Here is a 25,628-nt window from a genome sequence, read left to right on the forward strand (position 1 = left end):
ACCGCGCCGCCGACACCCTCGGGGGGCATGCGCCGCCCGCTCCAGCCCTCAGCCAACCCACCTGGTCGCACCCCGTTCGAGGGTCACCCACCAGCGTTTGTGGCGGTCCATCCGCCCCGCGAACCCGGGTCCGGGGTCATCCATCCCACAAACAACCTTCGTTGCGTTAAGCAGCCGACCGGACACGTGCAGCTACAAGCGACTTTCCGACACGTTCACCCGCCGTTGAAACGAACCCCACTCGGATGGGACCTCGCGGTATGGATACATATGCGCACATGACCAGATGTTGATGCGAACACCACATGTGCGCCTCCCCACAGGGATGTTCACCACACCTGCGTGGAGCAACCGGACCGAGGTCCCCCGGATAGCTTTCCCGCCGGTTTCCCATTCAAATCCGACGGCCCATTTGTTCAACGAAATCGAATGCGCGCGGGAAACGCGCGGACCACCCGCCACGGCCCGCCGGGGAGAACCGGGACTCCGAAGTGGACAATGCGGACCCGGGCCCGCGGTCAGGCCGTCCGACCGTTGTTGGCCCACCACCTGGCATAACTCGGATTCCGGTCGACCAGGCTCGCGTAGGCCGAGATGACCGCGTCCTTGAGCAGCCGCGGTTCGATCGGGGACGGGTCCTTCCAGACCAGTTCCAGCCGGTTGCGGATCGGGTCGCCGCGCAGCGGGCGCACCACCAGGCCCCGGCCCTCGCGGGAGGTCGGCTGCGCCAGGCTCACGCACTGGCCGGTGGTGACGAACTCGCGCGCCGAGCTGGAGTCGCTGATCTCGTGGGTGATCCGCGGCTCGAACCCGGCCGCCCGGCAGGCCGCGCGCAGCGGGCCGAGCCCGCCGTGGTCCTCCTGCGGGTCGATCATCCAGTTCTCCTCGGCCAGGTCGGCCAGGTCGATGACCTCCCGGTCGGCCAGCCGGTGCGCCTCCGACAGCGCCACGAACTCGGGCTCCACCGGGACCAGCACCTCGCGCCGCACGCCCTCGGTGGCGCCGATCTCGAAGCCGATGACGTCGCAGAGCACCGCCGCGTCCAGCCGACCGGCCCGCACCCGGCCCTGCAGGGCCGCCGCGGACGGGTCGGTGTGCACCTGCACCGAGACCGCCGGGCCGTCCTCCTCGCCGCGCAGCGCGGCCAGCCGGGGCACGATGACCGACAGCAGCGGGCTGGGCCGACCGCCGAGCCGCAGCTCGACCTCGGCGTGCGCGGCCACGGTGGCGGCCGCCACACCGCGCAGGTCGGCCATCTCGTTCACCACGGTCCGGGCCCTGGCCAACACCGTGCGGCCGAAGGACGTGGGCACCACCCCGGTCCGCGCGCGCTCGAACAGCGGCGCCCCCATGGCCCGCTCGATGCGCTGAAGTTGAGATGTCAACGACGGCTGGGACAGGCCGAGGGCCGCGGCGGCCTTGGTGATGCTGCCCTCATCGGCGACCGCGATGACGATCCGCAGGTGTCGGAACTCCAGTTCCATGGTCGACATGTTATGGCCAGTGATTATGCGGCCGACAAGCGGAACACGGGCGCGCCGCCGCGAAGGTGAGAGGCAGGCCCCGGCTGGGGGATACCGGGGCCTGCCCAGCCGACCGCTCCGCTCAGGCCCGCGCCAGGGGGGAGGGCACAGGTGGCGATCAGCGGCCGGGGTCCGCGGGGTGGTGGGGACTACCGACTTCCACCCAGGACGTACCCGGTCCGCGCGGGGGCGAAACGGACGTGGATCACCCGGTGAGGACGAGCGTCGCGGCGCCCGCGTCGGTGACGGCGCGCACCTCGACCCGCACGCCGTCGACGAGCGCGGCCTCCCCCGGGGCGAGGGTGACGTCGACGCCGCCACCCACCACGCGGACCAGGCCCCGACCGACCTCGGCCTTGAGCCGGGCGTCGAGGACCTCCAGCGTGGGGGTGCCGGTGACGGTCACCTCGCAGCGGGTCCGGGTGCAGGACCAGTCGTCGCGGCCGCCGTCGCAGCCCGCGGTGGTGCAGGTGAGCAGGACCGGGAGAGCGGCGACCGCCGCGCGCAGCACCGATCTTCGCGCCATGTGCGGGACATCGCCCGTGGGCGGGTGGTCGTAACGCGGGCGGAACCGGTCAAGGGGCCGCGGTGCCGCGGCGGTCCACCGGGCCGCCGTGGGGGCAGGGTGGACCGCCGGGGGGCGGATCAGCCGCTCTTGCGGCGGAACTGGCGCTTGCCGCCCGCCTTGCCGTGGGCGTCGTGGACCTTGGAACCCGACTGCGCGTGGCCCTCGCGGGAGGACGCCTGGGCCTGCTTGCGGGCCAGCGCCTCGCGGAACCGGGCCTTCACGTCGTCTTGGTCGGCCTCGGGCGTCTCGGGCTGTTCGGACTGCTGCTCGGACATGCGGGACCTCCACGAGGGGCGGGCAGAAGGGTGCGCACCAGCCTCGCACGGACGCGGGTGATCAGTCGACTCGGTTTCCGCCGTCGCCCGCCTCGGCCGTGGCCTTGAGCCCCGCGGCCTCCATGGCGAGGTAGCGGTTGGTCAGACCGGTGGTGAGCGTGCCGACGAGCCACCCGAGCGGGCCGCGCACCGCCAGCTCCAGGACCACCCGCGAACCGCCGCTCTCCAACGGCAGCACGGTGTGCGTGGCGGTCGAGCGGGCACCCGGCCCACCCGCGACCCAGGTCCACGAGCGGCCTTCGTCGATGGCCGTGATGGTCCAGACCGTGGTGGGCAGCTTGGGCTGGTTGATCCGCGCGCGGCTGCCCACGCGCAGCGGCCCGGGGTCCAGCGCGGTGACCGAGGTCACCGACGCCGTCCAGCGCGGCCAGCCCTCGATGTCGGAGTAGACCGCCCACACGCGCGCGGCCGGGGCGGCGATGTCGATGTCCCGGTGGAACAGCACCCCGGGAGGGTAGCGCCGATGATCGTCGCGGGGGCCCGGCGACTACGCTTTCCCCCGGAGGAAAGACGGTGAACCTGCTGGACCACATCACGGCCGCGGCGGCGCTGACCGCTCGCACGGGCCACGATCCGGCCGCCCTGGCCGCCGACGCCGCCCTGCGCTTCGAGTGGTACCGGGCGGCCGCACCGGACGACGAACCGGCCTTCCTCGCCCTCATCCTGCGCGACCCCGAACCGGCCGTGGCCACCGCCGCCGCGGCGGCCCGGATCGACGACCGGGCCGCGTACGCGCGCGGGTTCGCCGAGTGGGCCGCGCGCGTGCGGCCCGCCGTCGAGCACGTGGAACCGCTGCGGGCGCGCTTATCCGAGTGGTGCCTGGTGCACGACGCACTGGCGGGCCGTGACGTCCCGATCGGCGCGGTGCTGGCGGCGTCGGACTGGGCGCAGCGGCGGCTGGCGGCCCAGGTGGACGGTGAGTTGCTGGCGCTGCTGGCCGTGCACGGCCGGACGCGGCGGGTCCGGGCCCTGACCCGGGTGCCCCGACCGGTCCGCAGACGGGTGGACTAGATGTATGAGGCCATGACGTTGGTGACGCCGGTGTGGAGCCGTGTGGCTGGTGGTTGGTTTCCGGCGGCGGTGTGGGGTCGATGGTAGTTGTAGTGCACGTTCCAGACCGTCAGTGCGTCGGTGCGGTGTTGCTCGCTGGTCCAGGCGTGGGCGTAGAGGAATTCCTCGGCCAGGATGCGGTGGTAGCGCTCGACTTTGCCGTTGTGGCGTGGGGTGTAGGGGGTGATGCGCTGGTGGCGGGCGCCGCGCAGGACGGTGGCGAAGTCGTGGGCGCGGTAGCAGGCGCCGTTGTCGGTGACGACGCGGTGGATGTGGGTGATGCCGTGGGCGGCGAAGAACGCCCGGGCGCGGTGGGTGAAGCCGATCGCGGTGACCGCTTTCTCGTCGGGCAGGGCTTCGGTGTAGGCCAGGCGGGAGAAGCCGTCGACCGCGGAGTGCAGGTAGGTGTAACTGCGCCGCCCGCCGGGCTTCCCGGCGGTGGTGTTCTTGGCGCGTTCGACCTGTTTGGCCTGCTCGCTGCCCTTGCCGTGGACCCGCCATCCGCCGCCGTCGGGGATGACGCCGACCTTCTTGACGTCCAGGTGGACCATGTGGCCGGGCCAGCGGGCCACGATCCGTCGCGGCACTCGGTTGTTCTCCCCGATGGGGTCGAGGAACCGGCGGCGGTTGAGGCCGAGGTGGGCCAGGTGCCGGCCGACGGTGCGCACCGACACGGTCGTGCCCTCGGCGGCGAGTTCCAGGGCGATGCGGCGGGCCGACCACTTGCGGTCCCGACGCAACCACTCGATCCGGACCACCACCTCGGCCGGGGCGGCGGTGGGCTGCCGACGCGGAGCGCTGGGGCGGTCGGACAGGCCGGCCTCGCCGAAGCGGCGATACCGGTTGACCCACTTCGAGGCGCACTGCCGCGAGATGCCCATCTCGGCCGCGACATGGGCGATCGGGCGCGTCCTGCAGCGTTGGACCAGACGGTGGCGGCCTTCGACCGACAGCGGGGCGTTACGGTGGAGCACGGACGGGTCTTTCTACTCGGCGGACGAGTTGGTCGCACTTCTCATCCTGCCGCCGAAAGACCCGTCCCCCTACTTCAGGCCCTACCAGCCGTCACCAACGTCATGACCCGCAACAACTAGACGACCCGCGACTCCAGCGCGGACAGCTCGGCGTCCAGGTGGGTCAGCAGCCGCTGCAGGTGGGGGACCGAGCGGCGGCAGCCGGTGAGACCGAACTCCACCGAGCCGTCGTAGCTGGTCACGGTGATGTTGAGGGCCTGGCCCTCGTAGGGGATCGACAGCGGGTACACGCCCAGCATCCGGGCGCCGTTCCAGTAGCGCGGCTCGGCGGGCCCCGGCACGTTGCTGATCATCAGGTTGAACGGCGGCGGCGTCAGCCGCACCCCGCCCGGCAGCAGGCCGGCGGCCAGCGGCGCGAACGGGATCGCGCTGAGCGCGGTGATCTGCAGCGGGCTCATGCCCTCGTAGAAGGCCTTCCCCCGGCGCGTGGAGTCGGTGATCGCGGCCAGCCGGTCGGCGGGCGCGGCCAGGTCGGTGGCCAGGTTGGCCAGGATCAGGCCCAGCGCGTTGCCGCCGTCGCGGCCCCCGTCCGCCCGCAGCGACATCGGGACCGCGGCCACCAGCGGCCGGTCCGGCAGGGCGTCGAGCTCCAGCAGGTAGGTCCGCAGCGCGCCCGCGCACATGGCGAGCACGACGTCGTTGACGGTCGCGCCCGCGGCCTCCCCGATGGCGCGCACGCGCTCCAGCGGCCAGCCCTGGGCGGCGAACCGGCGGGCACCGGTGATCGGCACGTTGAAGATCGAGCGCGGGGCGCCGAAGGGCAGGTTCGCGGCCTGCTCGTCGAAGGCCTGGTTGACGTACTTCGCCACCGCGGGCCCCAGTCCGACCAGTTCGCGCACGACCCGGGACAACCCGCCGCCCCGCGACCGGGTGCGCTCCCCCGGCGGCACGGCCCACGGCGCCCCCAGGCCGCGCTCGGCCGGGTCGGTGGAGAGCGACCGCTGGAGCAGCCGCAGCGCGGAGACGCCGTCGAGCAGCGCGTGGTGGACCTTGGTGTAGAGGGCGAACCTGTTGTCCTGCAACCCTTCTACCAGGTGCGCCTCCCACAGCGGCCGGTGCCGGTCCAGCAGCGAGCCGTGCAGCCGCGACACCAGCTCCAGCAGCTCGCGGACCCGGCCGGGGGCGGGCAGAGCGGAGAGCCGCACGTGGTACTCGAGGTCGAGGCGGTCGTCGTCGGTCCAGACCCACTGGCCGACGGTGCTCACCGGCCCGCGCGGCCTGCGCCGCAGCAGCGGGTGCACCTCGGGGTCGGCGAGCAGCGCCCGGTGCAGGTCGCCGACGTAGTCGCGGTCGGCGCCGTCGGGCAGCGCGAACAGCTGCAACCCGCCGACGTGCAGCGGGTGCTCGCGGGACTCGCCCAGCAGGAACATGGACTCCGTCACGGGCATCAGGCCCACGGCGCACCTCCTGGAGTTCGGCGTCCGCCCCGGCTCGCGCGGTGTCCCGGGTGGACGGTCAGCGCGAGTCGGAGTCGATGAGGTACCTACCACCGGAGAGCACGACCCGCACGCTCCGCTTCGACGTCGTCGACGCGCCACCCGCGGGCTTCACCTCGACGTCCACGGGCACGGTGACCGAGCCGTCGGGGTTGGACGAGACCTGGCGGGCGTTGCGGGAGGCGACGTAGGCGTACTGGCCCCAGTACGCCTGGAACGCGGCCAAGTCGCCGAACGCGGCCTTGCCGTTGGGCCCCAACATGTCCCAGCGCTGCTGCGGGGAGCTGTCACTGCCGAAGTAGGCGATCACGGCCAGACCGGCGGCGCTGAAGTCGGTGACCTTGTCGGTGACCGGCAGCGGTGTGGCCGACGTGCTGGTCGTGGTGTTCGGCAGCGGCGACTGGCTGACGGTGACCACGCTGGTGATCGTGTTCGGCGGCAACTGCTGCTGCGCGTTGTCGCGGTTGCCGCTGGTGAGCACGACGGTGACGGCACCGGCCAGCACGACGACGCCGAGCAGCGCCAGGACGAGCACCCCGCGCTTGGGGCCCGGCTGCGCGGGGTGCGCGACGGGCGCCGGGGCGGCGGGCCGCGCGGGCTGGACCGGGCGGGCGGGCGGCGTCTTGGCGGTCGGGGTCGAGCCCAGGCGCATCCGGCCGGGCAGCGCGGGCAGCCTGCGCGCCGGGGTGGTGCGCGGTTCGACCACCGGCACGGGCAGCGGCGCGGTCGGCATCGACAGCAGGTTCGCCGCCTCGTCCATGGTGGGCCGGTCGGTGGGTTCCGCGCGCAGCAGCGACATCAGGGTCGGGGTGAGCGCGCCCGCGCCCTGCGGCGGGGTGACCGCACCGGAGGCGACGGCGTGCAGCAGCGCCAGCGGGTTGGCGTTGGTGCCGAACGGCGGCGCGCCCTCCAGCGCGTGGTAGAGCGTGGCGCCGAGGGAGAACACGTCCGAGGCCTGGCTGGGGTCGTGGCCGCGGGCGATCTCGGGGGCCAGGTAGGCGGGGGTGCCCGCGAGCATGCCGGTCTCGGTGACCGTGCCGTCGTCGATGGCCCGGGAGATGCCGAAGTCGGTGATCTTCACGGTGCCGTTGTCGCCGAGCAGGATGTTGCCGGGTTTGACATCGCGGTGCACGATCCCGGCGGCGTGCGCGGCGGCCAGCGCGGCGGCGACCTGGGAGCCGATGGCGGCGACCTGCTCGGGGGTGAGCGTGCCGTCCTCGGCGAGCACCTTGGACAGGCTGCGCGACGGCAGGAACTCCATCACCAGGCACGGGTCGCCGTCGTGCTCGGCCACGTCGAGCATGGCGATGGCGTTGCGGTGCTGCAGCCGGGCGGCGATCCGCGCCTCCCGCATGGCCCGGCGCCGGGCCTCCTCGGTCTGCGCCGCGGTGAGCCCCGGTCGGATGATCAGCCGCTTGAGCGCGATGACCCGTTCCAGCCGCTCGTCCTTGGCGCGCCAGACGACCCCCATGGCGCCGCTGCCCACGGGGTCCTGCAGCCGATAGCGTCCGGCGACCAACTCACCCTGTTCGATGACCAGGTACTCCTCGCGTGTGTGGACCACGGGGCCCGACTAGGGAGCCGAGACTAGCGAACCACTCCGACGGGTCGATCATTCGTCCGCACGACTGACGGCGTGCCATCCGACGGTCACGGGGAGTTTCCGGTCGCGGCCTCAGCCGAGGTCGAAGCGACCACGGCGCAGGCTGTCCACGAACACCGCGCGGGCGCGCGCACCGCGCACCTCGATCACGTCGCCGAGCACCGTGTCGCGCACCAGCAGGGCGCGGGCGTCGTACCCGAGCTCCACGCACCCCCCGGTGTTGCACCGCGAACTCCGGCGGAATCGAGCCACCATGGCCGCACCCCTCTCTCCGATCGGCGCCACTGCGACTCGAAAAGCCGCAGGTCGTACGTCGTTGAGCGACCTGTGATCCCAGGTTACCGGAGCGCGAACAGGGCAAACCAGTGCCCCGGCGCCGATCGCGGCGCCGGGGCACGTGGTCCACGCTGGGTCGCTACCCGGTCGTCAGCCGCCGTCCCGGGTGAGCGCACCGGCCCTGACCTGGGCGGTGAAGGTCAACCACGCGGTCGGGTCGGCGATCGCGGCGAGGCGCACCGCGCCCTTGGAATCGCGGACGGTGACCGCCCCGGCGCGCGGGAAGTCGACCTGCAGGCAGGCTCCTGTGGTGCAGAAGCTGCTCTGCCGAAAACGCGTTGTCATCTCTTTTTCATTCTTCCTGCGAATACTTTCGAACCATGCTCTCGATGAGCCGCCTGGACTCCTCCACGTCGGGGCACCGGCGCGCCAGTTCGTCGAAGATCTTGGTGTAGCGGGCCACCTCGGCCTCCTGCTCCAGCCAGCGGTCGTCCAGGCTCGCCTCGATGTTGACCGCGTTGCGGTCGTTCTCGCTCTCGAAGGTGAAGACCACGAACGTGCACTGGCCCGCGATGTCGGGACCGAGGCCGAAGGGGAACACGCGCAGGGACAGGTGCGGGGAGTGCGAGGCCGCGACCAGGCTCTCCAGCTGCGCGCGCATGACCGCGGGCGAACCGACCCTGCGGTGCAGGGCGGCCTCGTCCATGACCACGTGCAGGTGCAGCGGTTCCTCGCGGTCGGCCACCGCCCGCTGCCTGCGCATGCGCATCTGCACGCGCTGCTCGTTGAGCTCGCGCGCCCGCGGGTAGATGGCGGTGAACAGGGCTCTGGCGTAGTCCTCGGTCTGCAGCAGGCCCAACACCGAGGAGCCCACCGAGCACCGCATCTTCGACGCCTCGGCTTCCAGCGAGACGTACATGTCGACGTTCTGCGAGACCACCCCGGAGAAGTCCTGCCACCACGCCTGCCGTCGGCCCTCACCGGCGAGCCGGACCAGCCGGTCGCGCAGCTTCTGGTCGTCGACCTTGTAGAGGTCGAGCAGGTCCCGCACGTCGCGGGCCTTCGGCACGCCACGGCCGTTCTCCAGCCGGGAGATCTTGGAGATGGAGCACTCCAGGTGCTCGGCGGCGTCCTCCAGGTGCAGTCCCGCGACATCCCTGAGGGCACGCAGCTCGGTGCCCAGGCGGCGGCGGGGGATCAGCGGTCCCTGTGGGGGCATCGATCCTCCTCGTCATGACCGAGCGCGGCCGTCCGGTCGTGGGGTCGGCTGACACGCTCCGATGACATCATGCAATTGCACACCGAGATTGCCGGGTGACATTGACAATGCAATCTACCATCGGGAACGACCACAACCGGATACCGGGGTGGCCGGGATCGGAACCTGACCGAGTCACGTTTCCGCAGCTCAGCGGGTGGTTTTGAGCCCAAGTGGTCCTCACTGGACGTTGTGCGCCCGTACGCCCCCCAACGGGTCCACCCGATCGTGTTGCAATTGCACGACAAGGTGGGGCGCTACTCACCGCGAGAGTAGAGGAATCGGGTTCCCGATTAGGCCAAGCCGGTAGGGCACTTCGGCATCCCTTGGGTCGGACCCGACAGTCGACCGGTCGGAGGGGTTCCGCCGACCTCTCCATGCAATTGCACCAGACGATTGCGAGGTGAGTTCTCGTCGCACAACCGAAGGCCGAGGCCGCGCGGGCGGCGGTCGCGGGGTCGGCGGTGCCGCTGTTCGCGGTGTCCACTGTGGTCGCGCCGTCGGTCCACCCGCGCGTCCGGATCGGACCGACCCACACCCTGGTCCGATCCGGATCGAAGCCCGCGCGGTCCAAGCCGGACTCCCGCCCCGCGTCACCGACCGGGCGCGGCCCGATCCGGCGCGGCCACCGCGGAAGCGAGGCGCGCGCGGTAGTTCGGGCACGTCGTGATGTCCTCGTGCGCGCAGTTCAACCCGGCTTCCACGAGGTCCAGTGCCGACCGCAGCGCCGCCACCCTGGCCCGCAGCGCGCTGTGGTGGCGGCGGAGCACGTCCTTGTGGGTGGCCGGGTCGGTCGCGGTGAGGAAGTCGCGGATGTCCGGCAGCGACAGACCCGCCTCCTTCGCGCACACGATCGACGCCACCCGGACCAGGTCGTCGGGGGTGTAGCGGCGGCGGTCGCCCGCGACGCGGGTCGGGGACAGCAGGCCCACCGACTCCCAGTGCCGCAGCACGTGGGTCGGCAGGCCGAAGCGCGCGGCCACCTGGCCGATCGTCAGCGGGCTTGACTTCATGTCGACATCAAGTCCGAGCATCGTGGGCATGTCCAGCCTGCTCGCGGTCCTCGACGCCGGAGACGCGCAACCCGCCGCGGTGGCGCTCCGCGCGCGTTCCTACGAACTGCTCGGCGACGTCACCGGCCGAACCGTGGTCGACGTCGGGCGCGGCGGCGGCCGCGCGGTCGCCGAGCTGACCGCGCGCGGCGCCCGCCCGGTCGGCGTCGACCTCGACCCCGGGATGGTCGCCGCGGCCCGCGAACGCCTGCCCACCGGCGACTTCCACGTCGCCGACGCGGGTGCGCTGCCGTTCGCGACCGGGTCGGTCGCCGGGTACCGCGCGGACAAGGTGCTGCACCTGCTCGACGACCCCGCGCGCGCCGTGGCCGAGGCCCGCCGCGTGCTCGCCCCCGGCGGGTGGGCGGTGCTGCTCGGCCCGGACCGGGACGCGATCGCCGTCGACTCGGACGACCCCGCCACCACCCGGCGGCTGGTCCGCGCGAAGGCGGACACCTTCCCGTCGCCGCGCGCGCCCCGGCGGCAGCGCGCACTGCTGCACGACGCCGGGTTCACCGGCCCGGTCGTCGAGGTGCGCGGCCTCGCGCTCACCGACGACGTCGCGCTCGCCATGGCGCACCGGCTCACCGACGACCGGGACTGGCTCGCCGAGCAGACCGCGCGGCGGCGGGCGGACCGGATCTTCGTCGCGATCCCGGTGTTCCTCCTGGTCGCCGCCCGGAGGTAGGACGATTTCCCTTCCGCTCCAACGCCACCGCGCCGCCGCTGCCCGCCGACCCGCCCGCGCGGGCAGTCGGCCGGAGCCGATTGGGCCGAGTGCGCGATCAAGTGGCGGAGTCGCGCTGCGCGGGTCGTCGACCACTGGACCGCCCGCGCGGCCGGCGGCATGCTGTGCGGCGTGGCTACCCAGAACCCCCCGCCCGCGTTCGACCTGATCGGCAGGCGCTACGACGAGTCCTTCGTGGAACGCGACGTGCAGATCGCCGAGGCGGCCTGGCTCGTCGAGCGGCTCCCCGCCGGATCGCGGGTGCTCGACCTCGGCTGCGGCAGCGGCCTGCCCACCGCCAAACAGCTGCTCGACGCGGGGCTGTCCGTCGTCGGCATCGATGAGTCCGAGGTGATGCTGGAGCTGGCCCGCGAGCAGGCCCCCGGCGGCGACTACCGGCACGGCGACCTGCGCGAGCTCACCGGGCTGGGCGAGTTCGACGCGGCCGTCGCGTTCTTCGCCCTGCTCATGCTGTCCAAGGCCGACATCGAGCTGACCCTGCGCGCGATCCGCGCCCAGCTGCGCGGCCCGAAGCTGCTGCTGCTGAGCATGGTGCAGGGCGACTTCGACACGTTCCCGGTCAACTTCCTCGGCGCCCCGACCACCGTCTCGGCCTACCCGCCGGACCAGCTCAAGCAGGTGGTCGCGGACGCGGGCTTCGGCTCCGTCGAACTGCGCGAGTTCGAGGCCGAGGCCGAACCGGGCCGGATCGAGGCGCAGCTCTACCTGCGCGCGGTCGCGGAGTAGGAACGCCAACGACCACGGGGCAGCGCGCAAAAGCCAACGACCACTGGGCCGCCCGCACACAAGGCGACCCAGTGGTCTGGCAGAGGTGGTCTTTAGAGCCAGTCGCTCGCGGACAGGCTGCCGCGCAGCCGGGTCAGCGCCCGGTGCTGGGCGACGCGCACGGCGGTGGCGGTGAGTCCTATCGCGACGGCGGTCTCCTGGGCGGAGAGGCCGACGACCAGGCGCAGGACGAGGATCTCGCGCTGGCGGGGGGCGAGGGTGTCCAGGAGCTTGACCAGCCGGGTGCGCATCTCCGCGCGGAGGGTGATCTGCTCGGGGCCCAGGCCGTGGTCGATGGTGTCGGGCACGTCGGCGACGGGGTCGCTGCGGTCGCGGCCGGAGCGGCGGTAGTAGTCGGCGACCTTGTGCGAGGCGATGCCGTAGACGAACGGGAGGAAGGACTCCTTGTCGTCGGAGTAGCGCGGCAGCGCGCCCAGCACGGCCAGCAGGATCTCCTGGGCCACGTCGTCGGCGGAGGAGAACGCGGAACCCGTGCGGCCGATGCGCGCGCGGCAGTACCGGACGATCGCGGGGTTGATCCAGGTGAACAGGGTGCCGATGGCCTCCTGGTCACCCTCCAGCGACGCGGCCACCAGCTCGTGGAACGCCGAGCTCTTCAGCCGCGCGAACACGGCGTCGGTCCCCTGGCTCCGGCTCGCGGGCTGGGTCTCCTCGCTCGCCTCCGCCGACGGCGAGGAAGTTGTCACACTCACATGAGCCCCCAGATATTGCGGCGCACCGGTAGGGAGAGGTACGCCGTCGAGGTCCGGAACGGCGTGGGTGTCTCGGTTCACCGTCCGATCCGCTCGCGTGACCGTCGGATTCGATGGTGGTCCTGACGGAGAGTGAGGATAGCCGGGCGACGAGCCGTGCACCAGGGGTATCGCTGCTGCATACGAGCGATGTTTTCGTATTCAACCTCACAGCGGTAAGGGTCCAACGGCCCTATGAGCCATGCGGTTCGTTCGAAACCCCCGGGCGAGCTTGAGTCCCCGGCGCCGACGGTGTCGACCCGGCCACTCCGCGCCACCACCCGTTGCGGATGGAAAAACCCCAGGTAGGAACCACTGTAGCGGGCGCGGACCGCCGGGGGAACCGCCCCGGGTGTGACGGGCGTCCGCCCGGCGCCGGAAACCTCCGTCGACCGGCCCGGCGCGTCGCGGGTGATCATTACTCCATTCGTGTATGACTTCTCACGAATGGAGTACAACACACTCTACCCAGACGAGTACACAACCGAGCCATTTCGCCCGATCGTGCATCTGCACGGTCATTGACCTGGGAAAACTTGCTCTCGGTGACCACGGTTTGACACCACTGGAGATCATTCCTAGCGTTGCCGGGACTTGACCGACCAGGCACCTACCGACCGAGGACGCTGGTACAGCGATGGAGTCCAGTCCGCGGTCGACCGTCGTGGTCCTGCACGGCGCCGACCGCCCACCCGCCATGACCGAAGTCGAGGCGCGGGCCACTGTCCGGTACACCACCGCCGACCGCCTGGGCAGCGCCATCGAGGGCGCGGACGTGCTCTTGGTGTGGGAATCACGGTCCACCGCGTTATCCGGGGCCTGGGCCGCCGCGCGGGCGCTGCGGTGGGTCCACGTGGCCGGGCCCGCGGTGCGCCACCTGCTCTTCCCCGGCCTGCGCGAGTCCGGTGTGGTCGTCACCTCCTCGCCCGGGGTGTTCGACGAGCCCATGGCCGAGTACGTGCTCGGCCTGGTCCTGGCCTTCGCCAAGGACCTGCCGGGGACCCTGCGCGACCAGCAGCGCAGGCGCTGGCAGCACCGGGAGACCGAGCGGCTGGCGGGCTCGCGCGCGCTGCTGGTCGGCACCGGGCCGATCGCCCGCGCCATCGCCCGCAAGCTGACCGCCGTGGGCGTCGGGGTCGCCGCGCTCGGCGCGCCCCGCGCGGGCGACCCCGACTTCGGCGACGTGCGCCCGCTGGGCGACCTGCGCGCCGCGGTGGGCGGCTACGACTGGGTGGTGCTGGCCCTCGCGCTGACCGAGCCGACGGCGGGCCTGGTGGACGCGTCCGTGCTGCGCGCCATGCGGCCGACCGCGCGGCTGGTCAACATCGGCCGGTCCGGGCTCGTCGTGCAGCCGGACCTGGTCGACGCGCTGGACCGGGGCGAACTGGCGGGCGCGGCGTTCGACGAGTTCGGCGACGAGCCGCTGGCGCCGTCGTCGCCGCTGTGGGGCATGCCGAACGTGCTGATCTCCCCGCACATGTCCGGTGACGTCGTCGGCTGGCGGGAGGAGCTGGTCCGGCGCTTCGCCGACAACCTCGACCGGTACCTGACCGGCCGCCCGCTGGTGAACGCGGTCGACAAGGAGCGCGCCGCGCGCTGATCCGGGCTCGATCGGCCACCATTCCTACTCTAGAGTAGGTTTGGTTCCGATCGGAGGTGCTTGGCCGTGACCGCTCAACGAAACGCTGGTCGACGCAATGCCATGGGCGCGGCGCTGGCCGTCCTCAACCGACTGGCGGGCGCGTCCGCACTGGACCGGTTCGGGCTGCGCAAGCCGGTCGAGCGCGGGGTCCACGAGGCGACCCGGGTCGGGTTCACCGCCGCCGGGCGGGTGTTCACCGCCGTGCGCGGGCGCGGGGTGAGCCGGTTGCCCGACGCGCCGGAGCGCGGGTTGTTCGACCTGACGCCGACCGACGAACAGCGGATGATCCGCTCCACCGTCGAGAAGTTCGCGGCGGAGCGGGTGCGGCCAGCCGCCGCGGCGGCGGACGCGGCGTGCGCGCCGCCCGTCGAGGTGGTGGCGCGGGCGGCGGAGTTGGGGGTGTCGGCGCTCGGCGTCCCGGAGGCGCTGGGCGGGTTGGGCACGGAACGGTCGGCGGTGACGAACGCGCTGGTCGCGGAGGCGCTGGCGCACGGGGACCTGGGGTTGGCGGTGGCCTGCCTGGCGCCGTCGGCGGTCGGCACGGCGCTGGCGCTGTGGGGCGACGCGGACCAGCAGGCGACGTACCTGCCCGCGTTCACCGGCGAGAACGTGCCCGTCGCGGCGTTGGCGGTCCAGGAGCCGGGGGCGTTGTTCGATCCGTTTTCCTTGCGCACCAGGGCTTACCGCACACCCGGCGGATTCGTGCTGGACGGCGTGAAGTCGCTCGTCCCCCGGGCCCTCGACGCCGAGCTGTTCGTCGTCGCGGCCGATGTGGACGGTCGTGGGCCCGCGTTGTTCTTGGTGGAGGCGGGAACCGCGGGGATCACCGTCGAGCCGGAGCCCGCGATGGGGTTGCGCGCGGCGGGCACCGGGCGGGTCCGGCTGGCGCGGGTGTCGTTGCCCGCCTCCGCCGTGCTGACCGGTGACTACGCGGAATGCGTTCGGCTGTCCCGGATCGCGTGGAGCGCGCTGGCGGTCGGGACGGGTCAGGCGGTGGTGGACTACGTGATCCCGTACGTGAACGACCGGGTGGCGTTCGGCGAGCCGGTGAGCCACCGGCAGGGGGTGGCGTTCAAGGTGGCCGACATGGCGACGGAGCTGGCGGGCATGCGGCTGCTGACCTACCGGGCGGCGGCGTTGGCGGAGCAGGGGAAGCCGTTCGCGCGGGAGGCGGCGCTGGCCAGGCGGCAGTGCGCGGAGCACGGCATGCGGATCGGCGACGACGGCGTCCAGTTGTTGGGCGGCCACGGTTTCGTCAAGGAGCACCCGGTGGAGCGCTGGTACCGCGATTTGCGGGCGGTCGGCGTGGTCGAGGGGATCGTGCTCGTCTGATGATCAACCTTGAGGTCCCCGCGAAGTTCGCCCAACTCGTCGACCAGGCCCACCAGGCGGCGGCGGAGTTCTTCCGCCCCAACTCGCGCAAGTACGACCGGGAGGAACACACCTACCCGAAGGAACTCGACCTGCTCGCCGCCCTCCTGGACGGCCTCTCCGCGTCCGGCGGCGGCGCGGGCGCGGGTGGCGTACGCCGGGAAACCGTGGCCAAAAGGGGAAACCAGAACGGCGCCAACCTGCGCCTGCTGCTCGGCACGATGGAGATGTGCTGGGGCGACGTAGGTCTGCTCCTGTCGATGCCGCGCCAGGGCCTGGGCAACGCCGCCATCGCCTCGGTCGCGAACGACGAGCAACTGGCCCGCTACGCGGGCAAGTGGGCGGCCATGGCCATCACCGAACCCGACACCGGCTCGGACTCAGCCGCTATCCGCACCACCGCCGTCCTCGACGGCGACCACTACGTCCTCAACGGCGAGAAGATCTTCGTCACCGCGGGCGAACGCGCGGATTGCGTTGTGGTGTGGGCAACCCTGGACCGCTCGAAGGGCAGGGCCGCGATCAAATCCTTCGTCGTCGACCGAACCACCCCCGGCTTCGAACTCGTGCGGTTGGAGAGCAAGCTCGGCATCCGCGCGTCCGACACGGCCCACTTCCGGCTGACGGACGTCCGGGTACACCGGGACAACCTGCTGGGCAGCCCGGACATCGACACGGGTTTCGCGGGCGTCATGCAGACCTTCGACAACACCCGCCCCCTGGTCGCCGCCATGGCCATCGGCGTGGCCCGCGCCGCGCTGGAGGAAACCCGCGCCCTCCTCAACGAGGCGGGCGTCGACATCGACTACGACCGCCCCTGGACAACCCAACCCGCCGCCGCGGCGACGTTCCTGCACCTGGAAGCCGACTGGGAGGCCGCCCGCCTCCTGGCCATGGAAGCGGCGTGGCTGGCCGACAACCGCGAACCCAATTCCCTGCAGGCCAGCATGGCAAAGGCCAAAGCGGGCCGCACCGCCACCGAAATCACCCTCCGCTGCGTGGAACTGGCGGGCGCCTACACGGAGAACTCCCTCCTGGAAAAATGGGCCCGCGACGCCAAAATCCTGGACATCTTCGAGGGCACCCAGCAAATCCAACAACTCATCATCGCCCGCCGAATCCTGGACAAGTCCTCGACAGAGCTGAAGTAGCCCTGGCGCCGCTCCCCGCGCCCGCTACGATCTCCCCGTCGCGGGGAGGTAACCCATGTACGTAGACAAACCCCACGTCGGCGGCCCTGCGGGCGCGGGTATCGCCGACCTGGTAGCCGCCGCCAACAGCGGTGGCTTCACGGTGAGCGAGACCGGCGGGCAGGCGCTGCTGACCGCAATCCGCAACCTCATCGACTGGATCGACGGTCAACAGGACACCTTCGGCAAGCTTTCGCAAACCCCGAAGTTGGGCTTGTCAAACAACGCCGAGATCATGAAACCATTCATGGTCCAGGTCGCGACCGACGATCGGGGGTTCGTCACCCAACTGCTCAAACTCCGGGCTTCGCTCACTGACGCCCAATCCGCGATCACCACGGCGATGGCAAACTATGCAGGCACCGACCAGAAGGCCGCCCACGTGGTCGGACAGAGCGGCCCAGGCGAATAGGACCCACCCGGAACCATGACCACACGTACAACCGCCCTGGGACTCATCCTGCTGTCAGCGGTCGCCGTGACCGTTCCCGCGTGCTCGAGCACCACGCCGGGCACGCCGCTCGCCTCGGCGGCGAGCACGCCCCCGACCACGACCAGTACCGGGCAACCGTCCGAGCAGGGCGGCGGCACGCTGGCCGACCTCGACCCCTGCTCAGACATGCTCACCAGCGCCGCCAAGAGCGACCTGGGCATCACCGACAAGGGGAAACCCGACGACGTCGGCCCCGCCCGCGGTTGCAAGTGGCTGGTCCGCGGCCCGGAGTACACCTTGATCCTCTCCGTCGGGCTGTACGACGCGCTCGGCATAGACGACTTGCCCGACGACATCAACAACAAGCCACTCCCGGACATCAACGGCCGCAAAGCAGTGCAGTCTCACCTGAGCACCTCCGGTGGCGACTGCGCGGTGACCATCGCGGTCACGAAGACCACGCGCGCTTCTGCCAACGCGGTGGCCGGGGTCGACCGCGCGAAGGCCTGCCAGCTGGCAGGCAAGATCGCCGAACTCATCGAGCCCCAGCTCCCCAGGTCCTAGAACCGGGCGTCGCGGATGGCGACCTCCAGTTCCTCGTGGGTCAGTGCCGCCACCGGGAGCGGGGTGGTGCCCGGGGCGCGGAGGCCGTCGAGCAGCAGGGTCAGGTAGCGGCGCCAGTGGTCCGGGTCGGCGGCCCGGGTGGCCTCCGCGGTGGCCGTCACCATGATGACCAGCACGGCGATGTCGGACGGGGCCACGTCCGGCCGCAGCGTGCCCTCGGCCCGCGCCCGGGCGACGAGGGTGTCGACGATCGGGACGTACTGGGCGGTGATCCGCTCCATGCGCCCGAGGCCGACCTTGGTGCAGATCTCGTACAGCCCCCGGTCGGCCGACTGCCTGCGGACCAGTTCCTCGACGAGCCGGGTGATGGCGCGCCAGGGGTCCGGGTCGGCGGCGATGTCCGCCACGGCCGCGAAGAGCTCGTCGAGCGCGTGGTCGAAGACCGCGTCGACCAGGGCGTCCTTGTTGGGGAAGCGGCGGTAGAGCGTGCCGACCCCGACGCCCGCGTGCCTGGCCACGTCGTCCAGGGACACGGCGAGACCGTGCGCGGCGAAGACCTCGCGGGCCGCGGTGAGCAGCCGCACGCGGTTTCGCTCAGCGTCGGCGCGCAGCGGCCGATGCTCCGTCGGGGTGTCTGATGTCACGCTCTCAGCTTAGCGGTTAAGCGGAGAAACTTCCTCCGCTTCTGTGTTAGCGTCGCCACGACACCACAGTGGACATCCATAGCAGGGGGACTGCCTTGACTCTGTCCGACTCACTAGAGACACAAGCCGCCGGGGGGCGCGCGGACGCGACCGATGGCAAGCGCTGGTGGATCCTCGCGATCATCGCCATCGCCCAGGTCATGGTCATCCTGGACGCCACCGTGGTGAACATCGCGCTGCCGTCGGCCCAGAAGGACCTCGGGTTCTCCGACACCCAGCAGCAGTGGCTGATCACCGGCTACGCGTTGAGCTTCGGCAGCCTGCTGCTCATCGGCGGCCGGGTGGCCGACCTGTTCGGCCGCAAGATCACCTTCCTGGTCGGCGTCGCGGGCTTCGCGCTGGCGTCGGCGGTCGGCGGTGCCGCGAACAGCTTCGGCATGCTCGTCGCCGCGCGCGTCGGGCAGGGCGTGTTCGCCGCGCTGCTGGCCCCCGCCGCGCTGTCGCTGCTGACCACCACCTTCACCGACCCGAAGGAGCGCAGCAAGGCGTTCGGCATCTTCGGTGCCATCTCCGGCGCGGGCGGCGCGATCGGCCTGCTGCTCGGCGGCGTGCTCACCGAGTACCTGGACTGGCGCTGGTGCATGTTCGTCAACCTGATCTTCGCCGCGGTCGGCCTGTTCGGCGGCGCGGCGCTGCTCTCGGGCAGCACCGCGGAGAACCGCCCGAAGCTGGACCTGATCGGTGTCGTGGCCGCGACCGGCGGCATGTTCGCCCTGGTCTACGGCCTGGGCAACGTGCCGACCTACGACTGGGGCGCGCCGGAGAGCTGGGGCTTCCTGACCGCGGGCGCCGTGCTGCTGGTCTTCTTCGTCTACTGGCAGCAGCGCGTCGAGCACCCGCTGCTGCCGCTGCGCATCCTGCTGCACCGCAACCGCGGCGGGTCGTTCCTGTCCATCTTCGTGCTGTGCGCGGGGATGTTCGTCATCTTCCTGTTCCTGACCTTCTTCATGCAGCAGAACCTGGCCTTCTCCCCGGTCGCCAGCGGCGTCGGCTTCCTGCCGATGATCGGCACGCTGATGGTCGGCGCCACGGTGGCCACCACGGTCCTGCTGCCCAAGGTCGGCCCGCGCCCGCTGGTGCCGACCGGCATGATCCTGGCCGGTGCGGGCATCGGCCTGCTCGGTCTGCTCGAACCGACCAGCACCTACGCCTCGGGCGTGCTGCCCGGGCTGCTGGTCTCCGGCTTCGGCATCGGCCTGACCATGGCCTCGGCGATGAACGTGGGCATCGCGGGCGTCGAGGAGCACGACGCTGGCGTGGCCTCGGCGGCGATCAACGCGGTCCAGCAGATCGGCGGCTCGATCGGCACCGCGCTGTTCAGCACCATCGCCTCCAGCGCGGCCGTCGCGGCGATGTCCGAGGGCAAGGAACTGGCCGCGGCCAAGGTCGCCAGCTACAGCGCGGCCTTCACCTGGAGCGCGATCCTGTTCGCCGTCGGCGGCGTGCTGTGCGCGTTCATCCTGCGCCCCGGCGTGCCGGAGGAACTGAAGACCGCCGGACCGTCCGTCCACATGTGACAGTCCACAAGGGGCCCCCGAGGTGTGCGCACCCCGGGGGCCCCTTGCTCCAGTCGGGTGATCGACTCCTCCCCGGCGGCAGGAGACTGGCTAGTATTCTGCCCGGTGGCAGGCGCAGCGGGGAGGCAGTGGTGACCGAGATCGATCCGGACCGAGCGCATCCGGCGCGGATCTACGACTACCTGCTCGGCGGCGCGTGCAACTTCGAACCGGACCGCGCGCTGGCTGAGAAGATCCTCCAGGCGATGCCGGGCGCGGCCGAGGCGGCGAAGATCAACCGCGCCTACCTGCGCCGGGCCGTGCGGTACTGCGCGGAGCAGGGCATCACCCAGTTCCTCGACCTCGGCTCCGGCATCCCGACCGTCGGCAACGTGCACGAGACCGCCCCGGGCGCGCGGGTCGTGTACGTGGACAACGACCCGATAGCGGTCGCGCACAGCGAGATCGAACTGGGCGACACCCCGGGCGCGGCGGCGGTCCTGGCCGACTTCAACGACGCCGACGCGGTGCTCGCCGCGGCGGGCGACGGTCACCTCGACCTGGACAAGCCCATCGCGGTGCTGATGGTCGCGGTCCTGCACTTCATCGAGCAGCCGCACGCCGCCGTGAACCGCTACATCGAGTCGATGACACCGGGCAGCCACCTGGCCATCACCCACGGCACGGTCGACTCGACCCCGGAGAACTCCCAGGACGTCATAAACCTGTACCGGAACTCGGGTTCGTCGGCCGTACCCCGCACCCGGGACGAGGTCACGGCCCTGTTCGGCGACCTGGAACTGATCCCCCCGGGCGTGGTCTGGACCCCCTTATGGCGCCCCGAGTCCCCGCAGACCGGCGACCCCGCCAAGGCCATGGCCTACGCGGGCCTGGCCCGCAAGGTTTAGGCCACTACTTCAGGCCCAGTTCCCGGGCGATCAGCATGCGCTGGACCTCGCTGGTGCCCTCGCCGATTTCGAGGATCTTGGCGTCGCGGTAGAAGCGGCCGACCGGGAACTCGTTCATGAAGCCGTAGCCGCCGAAGATCTGGGTGGCGTCGCGGGAGTTGTCCATGGCGGCGTTGGAGGAGACCAGCTTGGCGATGGCCGCTTCCTTCTTGAACGACTGGCCCTTGAGCATCTTCGCGGCGGCCGCGTAGTAGGCCAGGCGAGCCGTGTTGACCCGGGTCTCCATGTCGGCGATCTTGAACTGGATCGCCTGGTACTCACCGATCTTGCGGCCGAACGCCTCGCGCTCGCCGACGTACTTCAGCGACTCGTCCACGCAGCCCTGCGCCAGGCCGACGGAGAGCGCGGCGATGGCCACGCGGCCCTCGTCCAGGGTCGACAGGAACTGCGCGTACCCGCGGCCCTGCGCGCCGAGCAGGTTCTCCGCCGGTACCCGGACGTCGTCGAAGGCCAGTTCGTGGGTGTCCGAGGCGTTCCAGCCGACCTTGGAGTACTTCTTCGCCACCGTGAACCCGGGGGTGCCCGCCGGGACGATGATGGCCGAGATCTCCTTGCGGCCGTCGTCCTTGGTGCCGGTCACCGCAGTCACGGTGACGAGTTCGGTGATGTCCGTGCCCGAGTTGGTGATGAACGCCTTGGACCCGTTGATGACCCACTCGCCGCCGTCGAGCCGGGCGGTGGTCCGGGTGGCGCCCGCGTCCGAGCCGCCGCCGGGCTCGGTCAGGCCGAACGCGCCCAGCTTCTCCCCCGCCGCGAGCGCGGGCAGCCAGCGCTGCTTCTGCTCGTCGGTGCCGAAGCGGTACAGCGGCATCGCGCCGAGTGAGACACCCGCCTCAAGGGTGATCGCGACCGACGAGTCCACCCTGGCCAGTTCCTCCAGGGCCAGGCACAGCGCGAAGTAGTCGCCGCCCATGCCGCCGTACTCCTCGCCGATGGGCAGGCCGAACAGCCCCATGGCGCCCATCTTGGCGATGATCCCGTACGGGAACGCCTCCCGCTCGTAGAAGTCGCCGATGACCGGGGCCACTTCCTCCCTGGCGAACTCCTGCACGGTCTTGCGCAGCGCCTCGTGCTCTTCCGGGAGCGTCAGGTCGATCACGTCAGTCCTCCGATGGGGTTACCACGGCCAGCGTTTGGTTCAGCGCGACCTGTTGGCCCGCGTGCACCGGGAGTTCGGAGACCACACCGTCGACCCGCGCGGTGATGGTGTGCTCCATCTTCATCGCCTCGACCACGAGCAGCGGCGTCCCGGCCGCCACGTGCTCGCCCACCGAGACCTTGACCACCAGCACCGTGCCCGGCATCGGGCTGGTGATGGGACCGCCCGCGCCCGCCGCGGCCGAGGCCCCCTCCAGCACCGAGTGCTCGGCGACCGCCCAGCACCGCCCGTCCGCGGCGAGCCACAGGGTGTCGCCGTCGCGGGCCGTGGCGTAGCGGAGGTTGCGGCCGCCGTGGTTGACGACCAGTTCACCATCCACACGGGACACCGCGGCAGGCACCGGCTCGTGTCCGTCGACCGACACCCGCGCCGCACCCGGCGTCCCCGTCACGCGGACGGTTACTTCCCTTTCACCGCTGGTCATCCGCAGCACCACCGCCGCCCGACGCCCGACGCGCCAACCGTTCGGCACGTCCCACGGGTCGACCACCGCGCCGCTCGGTTGCAGCGCAAGCAGTTCGTCCAGCGCGGCAGCCGCGAAGACCTCGTCCGGCACGTCCTCGGCCTTGGTCAGCTCGGCCAAGCGGCGCTCGACGAGCTGCGTGTCGAGCCTGCCCGCGCGCACGTCCGCGTCGGCCAGCAAAGCGCGCAGGAAGGTGACGTTCGTGCGCACGCCAAGGACCGCGGTCTCACCGAGCGCGGCGGAGAGCCGGTCGATCGCCTCGGCGCGGTCGCGGCCCCAGGTGATGACCTTGGCCAGCATCGGGTCGTAGTCCGAGCCGACCACGGATCCGGGCAGCAGCCCGGAGTCGAGCCGCGCCCAGTCCGCCGTCGAGTGACGGAGGCCGAGGACCCGACCGCCGGTGGGCAGGAAGCCGGTGGTCGGGTCCTCGGCGTAGACGCGGGCCTCGATGGCGTGGCCGGTCAGCGCGACCTCCTCCTGGGTGAGGTCGAGCGGGTGCCCGGCGGCGACCCGGACCTGCTGCTCGACCAGGTCCAGACCGGTGACCTGCTCGGTGACCGGGTGCTCGACCTGGAGCCGGGTGTTCATCTCCATGAAGAAGAACTCGTCGGGCCGGTCGGCGGAGACGATGAACTCCACCGTGCCCGCGCCGCTGTAGTCGACGGCCTTGGCCGCCTCCACCGCCGCCGCGCCCATCCTGGCCCGGGTGGCCGGGTCGAGCAGCGGGGACGGCGCCTCCTCGATGATCTTCTGGTGCCTGCGCTGGAGGCTGCACTCGCGCTCACCGAGGTGCACGGCGTGCCCGTGGGAGTCGGCGAGGACCTGGATCTCGATGTGCCGGGGGCGCAGCACGAACCGCTCGATGAGCAGCGTGTCGTCGCCGAAGGAGCCCCGGGCCTCACGGCGGGCCGACTCGATGGCCGCGCGCAGACCCTCCGACTCCTCCACCAACCGCATGCCCTTACCGCCACCACCGGCGGAGGGCTTCAAGAGCACCGGGTAGCCGATTTCGCCCGCTGCGGCGACCAAGTCGTCGTCCGACATACCCGGCTCGGTGCGGCCGGGGACCACCGGTACGCCCGCCGCGCTCACGGTGAGCTTCGCGCGGATCTTGTCGCCCATGGCGTCGATAGCGCCTACCGGTGGCCCGATGAATACAAGACCGGCCTCCGCGCACGCCCGGGCGAACTCGACGTTTTCCGCCAAGAACCCGTATCCGGGGTGCACCGCTTCCGCGCCGGTCTGCACCGCGGCGGCCACGACCTTGTCTATGGCCAGGTAGCTCTCCCGCGCCGCAGCGGGACCAAGGCGCACCGCGACATCGGCTTCACGCACGTGCCGGGCGCCCGCGTCCGCGTCGCTGTAGACCGCCACCGAGCGGATGCCCATGCGGCGCAGGGTGGTGATGACCCGGACGGCGATCTCGCCCCGGTTGGCGATCAGAACGCTGGAGAACATGCTCACATCCGGAAGACGCCGTAGCGGACAGGTTCCAGTGGCGCGTTGGCCGCCGCGGACAGCGCGAGGCCGAGCACCTGGCGGGTGTCCGCCGGGTCGATCACACCGTCGTCCCACAGCCGCGCGGTGGAGTAGTACGGGTTGCCCTGCTCCTCGTACTGGTCGCGGATCGGGGCCTTGAACGCCTCTTCCTCGTCCGCCGACCAGGCACCGCCGCTACCCTCGATCTGGTCGCGGCGGACCGTGGACAGCACGGACGCGGCCTGCTCACCACCCATGACGCTGATCCGCGCGTTGGGCCACATCCACAGAAAACGCGGCGAATAGGCCCTTCCGCACATGGAGTAGTTGCCGGCGCCGAAGGAGCCTCCGATGACGACGGTGAACTTCGGTACGCGCGCGCACGCCGTCGCGGTGACCATCTTGGCGCCGTGCTTGGCAATGCCGCCCGCCTCGTAGTCGCGGCCGACCATGAAACCGGTGATGTTCTGCAGGTACAACAGCGGGATCGACCGCTGGTCGCACAGTTCGATGAAGTGCGCGCCCTTCATGGCCGACTCGGCGAAGAGCACGCCGTTGTTGGCCACGATGCCGACCGGGTGGCCGTGGATCCGGGCGAAGCCGGTGACCAGGGTCGAGCCGTACTCCTTCTTGAACTCGCGGAACCGGCTGCCGTCGACCACGCGGGCGATGACCTCGCGGACGTCGTAGGGGGTGCGGGAGTCGGTGGGCACGACGCCGTAGAGGGTCGACGGGTCGACCGCGGGCTCCTCCGTCTGCGCGACCTCCCACGGGCGCGCGGCGCGCGGGCCGAGGGTGCTCACGATCGAGCGGACGATCTTCAGGGCGTGCGCGTCGTCGTCGGCCAGGTGGTCGGTGACGCCGGAGACGCGGGAGTGCACGTCGCCGCCGCCGAGGTCCTCGGCGCTGACCACCTCGCCGGTCGCGGCCTTCACCAGCGGCGGGCCGCCGAGGAAGATCGTGCCCTGCTCCCGGACGATGACGGCCTCGTCGCTCATCGCCGGCACGTACGCGCCGCCCGCGGTGCAGGAGCCGAGCACGGCGGCGATCTGCGGGATGCCCTGGGCGGACATGGTGGCCTGGTTGTAGAAGATGCGGCCGAAGTGGTCGCGGTCGGGGAAGACGTCGTCCTGCTTGGGCAGGAACGCGCCGCCGGAGTCGACCAGGTAGACGCACGGCAGGTTGTTCTGAAGAGCGACCTCTTGCGCGCGGAGGTGCTTCTTGACCGTCATGGGGTAGTACGTGCCGCCCTTGACCGTCGCGTCGTTGACGACCACTACGACCTCGCGACCGGACACCCGCCCGATCCCGGTGATGATCCCGGCGGCGGGCGCGTCGTCGTCGTAGAGGCCCGTGGCGGCCAGCGGGGACAGCTCCAGGAACGGCGAGCCGGGGTCGAGCAGCGAGTCGACCCGGTCGCGGGGCAGCAGCTTGCCCCGCGCGACGTGCCGGGCGCGGGCCTTCTCCGGCCCGCCCTCGGCCGCGCGGTCCAGGCGTTCGCGCAGGTCGTCGACCAGCTCGCCGTGGTTCTTGGCGTTGCGCTGGAAGCCGTCGTCGCCGGGGTCGGCCGCACTGCGCAGCACAGGCGCGTCCATCTCGCTCCCTCGAACAGTTAGCCAGCGTTAACCAGCGATCCAATGTTAGCGCTCGCTAACCCCGGGGTCCAGCCGAGGCGGCAAGTCCACCCGATCTACCAACCACCAGCGTGACCAGGTGCGCCCGGGCTGGACGCCAAGACGCCGGACCACGCTGTTCGCGT

At 71.4% G+C, this 25,628-nt stretch carries 26 protein-coding genes; 10 read left to right on the forward strand and 16 right to left on the reverse strand.

The window, feature by feature from the left end; genetic code table 11:
* Positions 1-518: 518 nt before the first annotated feature.
* The 4 genes from V5P93_RS32290 to V5P93_RS32305 form a co-directional block, all read right to left on the reverse strand.
* Positions 519-1,484 carry a LysR family transcriptional regulator gene (locus V5P93_RS32290; protein ID WP_181043801.1) on the reverse strand — a complete coding sequence of 322 codons (966 nt, stop codon included), beginning with the start codon at positions 1,482-1,484 and terminating at the stop codon, positions 519-521.
* A 244-nt stretch (positions 1,485-1,728) separates the two neighbouring features.
* Positions 1,729-2,049: a hypothetical protein gene (locus tag V5P93_RS32295; RefSeq protein ID WP_104482193.1), complete on the reverse strand. Its 321-nt coding sequence runs from the start codon at positions 2,047-2,049 to the stop codon at positions 1,729-1,731.
* A gap of 119 nt (positions 2,050-2,168) precedes the next feature.
* On the reverse strand, positions 2,169-2,366 hold the full coding sequence (locus tag V5P93_RS32300) for a DUF5302 domain-containing protein (RefSeq protein ID WP_104482192.1): 198 nt from the start codon (positions 2,364-2,366) through the stop codon (positions 2,169-2,171).
* A 61-nt stretch (positions 2,367-2,427) separates the two neighbouring features.
* Complete coding sequence (locus tag V5P93_RS32305; RefSeq protein WP_104482191.1) at positions 2,428-2,871, reverse strand: SRPBCC family protein; 444 nt, start codon at positions 2,869-2,871, stop codon at positions 2,428-2,430.
* Between the two features lie 68 nt (positions 2,872-2,939).
* On the opposite strand from V5P93_RS32305, the gene V5P93_RS32310 reads away from it, so the two are divergent.
* Positions 2,940-3,437, forward strand: a complete 498-nt coding sequence (locus V5P93_RS32310) for a hypothetical protein (protein ID WP_104482190.1) — start codon at positions 2,940-2,942, stop codon at positions 3,435-3,437.
* On the opposite strand, the gene V5P93_RS32315 is transcribed toward V5P93_RS32310, so the two are convergent.
* The 7 genes from V5P93_RS32315 to V5P93_RS32345 form a co-directional block, all read right to left on the reverse strand.
* Positions 3,434-4,450 carry an IS481 family transposase gene (locus tag V5P93_RS32315; RefSeq protein WP_374065117.1) on the reverse strand — a complete coding sequence of 339 codons (1,017 nt, stop codon included), beginning with the start codon at positions 4,448-4,450 and terminating at the stop codon, positions 3,434-3,436. The genes V5P93_RS32310 and V5P93_RS32315 overlap by 4 nt on opposite strands.
* A gap of 116 nt (positions 4,451-4,566) precedes the next feature.
* Positions 4,567-5,907, reverse strand: a complete 1,341-nt coding sequence (locus V5P93_RS32320; protein ID WP_104483519.1) for a wax ester/triacylglycerol synthase family O-acyltransferase — start codon at positions 5,905-5,907, stop codon at positions 4,567-4,569.
* Positions 5,908-5,965: 58 nt separating this feature from the next.
* Positions 5,966-7,510: a serine/threonine-protein kinase gene (locus V5P93_RS32325; RefSeq protein ID WP_281261706.1), complete on the reverse strand. Its 1,545-nt coding sequence runs from the start codon at positions 7,508-7,510 to the stop codon at positions 5,966-5,968.
* Between the two features lie 111 nt (positions 7,511-7,621).
* Positions 7,622-7,804, reverse strand: coding sequence for a DUF397 domain-containing protein (locus V5P93_RS32330; RefSeq protein ID WP_146108407.1), 183 nt, complete (start codon positions 7,802-7,804; stop codon positions 7,622-7,624).
* Between the two features lie 171 nt (positions 7,805-7,975).
* Positions 7,976-8,170, reverse strand: a complete 195-nt coding sequence (locus V5P93_RS32335; protein ID WP_104483518.1) for a DUF397 domain-containing protein — start codon at positions 8,168-8,170, stop codon at positions 7,976-7,978.
* 7 nt (positions 8,171-8,177) lie between these two features.
* Complete coding sequence (locus V5P93_RS32340) at positions 8,178-9,044, reverse strand: helix-turn-helix transcriptional regulator (RefSeq protein ID WP_104483517.1); 867 nt, start codon at positions 9,042-9,044, stop codon at positions 8,178-8,180.
* 632 nt (positions 9,045-9,676) lie between these two features.
* Positions 9,677-10,096, reverse strand: coding sequence for a MerR family transcriptional regulator (locus tag V5P93_RS32345; RefSeq protein ID WP_104483522.1), 420 nt, complete (start codon positions 10,094-10,096; stop codon positions 9,677-9,679).
* 28 nt (positions 10,097-10,124) lie between these two features.
* Here V5P93_RS32345 and V5P93_RS32350 point away from each other — a divergent pair, with 28 nt between their 5' ends.
* The gene (locus tag V5P93_RS32350) at positions 10,125-10,823 is read left to right on the forward strand and encodes a methyltransferase domain-containing protein (RefSeq protein ID WP_104483521.1); all 699 of its coding nucleotides are present in this window, start codon (positions 10,125-10,127) and stop codon (positions 10,821-10,823) included.
* Positions 10,824-10,994: 171 nt separating this feature from the next.
* Entirely contained in the window at positions 10,995-11,609 is a 615-nt protein-coding gene (locus V5P93_RS32355) for a bifunctional 2-polyprenyl-6-hydroxyphenol methylase/3-demethylubiquinol 3-O-methyltransferase UbiG (RefSeq protein ID WP_245931804.1), read from the forward strand.
* Between the two features lie 92 nt (positions 11,610-11,701).
* On the opposite strand, the gene shbA is transcribed toward V5P93_RS32355, so the two are convergent.
* Entirely contained in the window at positions 11,702-12,361 is a 660-nt protein-coding gene (shbA, locus tag V5P93_RS32360) for an RNA polymerase sigma factor ShbA (RefSeq protein WP_281261705.1), read from the reverse strand.
* 676 nt (positions 12,362-13,037) lie between these two features.
* On the opposite strand from shbA, the gene V5P93_RS32365 reads away from it, so the two are divergent.
* From V5P93_RS32365 to V5P93_RS32385, 5 genes are all read left to right on the forward strand, one after another.
* Positions 13,038-14,000 (forward strand): D-2-hydroxyacid dehydrogenase, encoded by a 963-nt coding sequence (locus tag V5P93_RS32365; protein WP_104483515.1) that lies wholly within the window; start codon positions 13,038-13,040, stop codon positions 13,998-14,000.
* A 102-nt stretch (positions 14,001-14,102) separates the two neighbouring features.
* Positions 14,103-15,374 (forward strand): acyl-CoA dehydrogenase family protein, encoded by a 1,272-nt coding sequence (locus tag V5P93_RS32370; RefSeq protein WP_104483514.1) that lies wholly within the window; start codon positions 14,103-14,105, stop codon positions 15,372-15,374.
* Positions 15,374-16,564, forward strand: a complete 1,191-nt coding sequence (locus V5P93_RS32375) for an acyl-CoA dehydrogenase family protein (protein WP_104483513.1) — start codon at positions 15,374-15,376, stop codon at positions 16,562-16,564. Before V5P93_RS32370 ends, V5P93_RS32375 begins: the two co-directional genes overlap by 1 nt.
* Before the next feature lie 55 nt (positions 16,565-16,619).
* Positions 16,620-17,015, forward strand: a complete 396-nt coding sequence (locus tag V5P93_RS32380) for a hypothetical protein (protein ID WP_104483512.1) — start codon at positions 16,620-16,622, stop codon at positions 17,013-17,015.
* 15 nt (positions 17,016-17,030) lie between these two features.
* Positions 17,031-17,600: a DUF3558 domain-containing protein gene (locus V5P93_RS32385; RefSeq protein WP_104483511.1), complete on the forward strand. Its 570-nt coding sequence runs from the start codon at positions 17,031-17,033 to the stop codon at positions 17,598-17,600.
* On the opposite strand, the gene V5P93_RS32390 is transcribed toward V5P93_RS32385, so the two are convergent.
* Complete coding sequence (locus V5P93_RS32390) at positions 17,597-18,244, reverse strand: TetR/AcrR family transcriptional regulator (protein ID WP_104483510.1); 648 nt, start codon at positions 18,242-18,244, stop codon at positions 17,597-17,599. The two genes, V5P93_RS32385 and V5P93_RS32390, sit on opposite strands and share 4 nt — an antisense overlap.
* 101 nt (positions 18,245-18,345) lie before the next feature.
* On the opposite strand from V5P93_RS32390, the gene V5P93_RS32395 reads away from it, so the two are divergent.
* Together V5P93_RS32395 and V5P93_RS32400 are read left to right on the forward strand one after the other, a co-directional pair.
* Entirely contained in the window at positions 18,346-19,821 is a 1,476-nt protein-coding gene (locus V5P93_RS32395; RefSeq protein WP_245931807.1) for an MFS transporter, read from the forward strand.
* Positions 19,822-19,952: 131 nt separating this feature from the next.
* Positions 19,953-20,708, forward strand: coding sequence for an SAM-dependent methyltransferase (locus tag V5P93_RS32400; RefSeq protein ID WP_245931803.1), 756 nt, complete (start codon positions 19,953-19,955; stop codon positions 20,706-20,708).
* A gap of 4 nt (positions 20,709-20,712) precedes the next feature.
* Here V5P93_RS32400 and V5P93_RS32405 read toward each other — a convergent pair whose 3' ends face one another.
* The 3 genes from V5P93_RS32405 to V5P93_RS32415 are packed head-to-tail and all read right to left on the reverse strand — an operon-like array spanning position 20,713 to position 25,464.
* Positions 20,713-21,867: an acyl-CoA dehydrogenase family protein gene (locus V5P93_RS32405; RefSeq protein ID WP_104483507.1), complete on the reverse strand. Its 1,155-nt coding sequence runs from the start codon at positions 21,865-21,867 to the stop codon at positions 20,713-20,715.
* Position 21,868: 1 nt separating this feature from the next.
* Complete coding sequence (locus V5P93_RS32410; protein WP_104483506.1) at positions 21,869-23,848, reverse strand: acetyl/propionyl/methylcrotonyl-CoA carboxylase subunit alpha; 1,980 nt, start codon at positions 23,846-23,848, stop codon at positions 21,869-21,871.
* A gap of 2 nt (positions 23,849-23,850) precedes the next feature.
* Complete coding sequence (locus V5P93_RS32415; RefSeq protein ID WP_104483505.1) at positions 23,851-25,464, reverse strand: carboxyl transferase domain-containing protein; 1,614 nt, start codon at positions 25,462-25,464, stop codon at positions 23,851-23,853.
* Between the last annotated feature and the right edge of the window lie 164 nt (positions 25,465-25,628).

This window comes from Actinokineospora auranticolor, from assembly GCF_041897805.1.
Lineage (GTDB): Bacteria > Actinomycetota > Actinomycetes > Mycobacteriales > Pseudonocardiaceae > Actinokineospora > Actinokineospora auranticolor.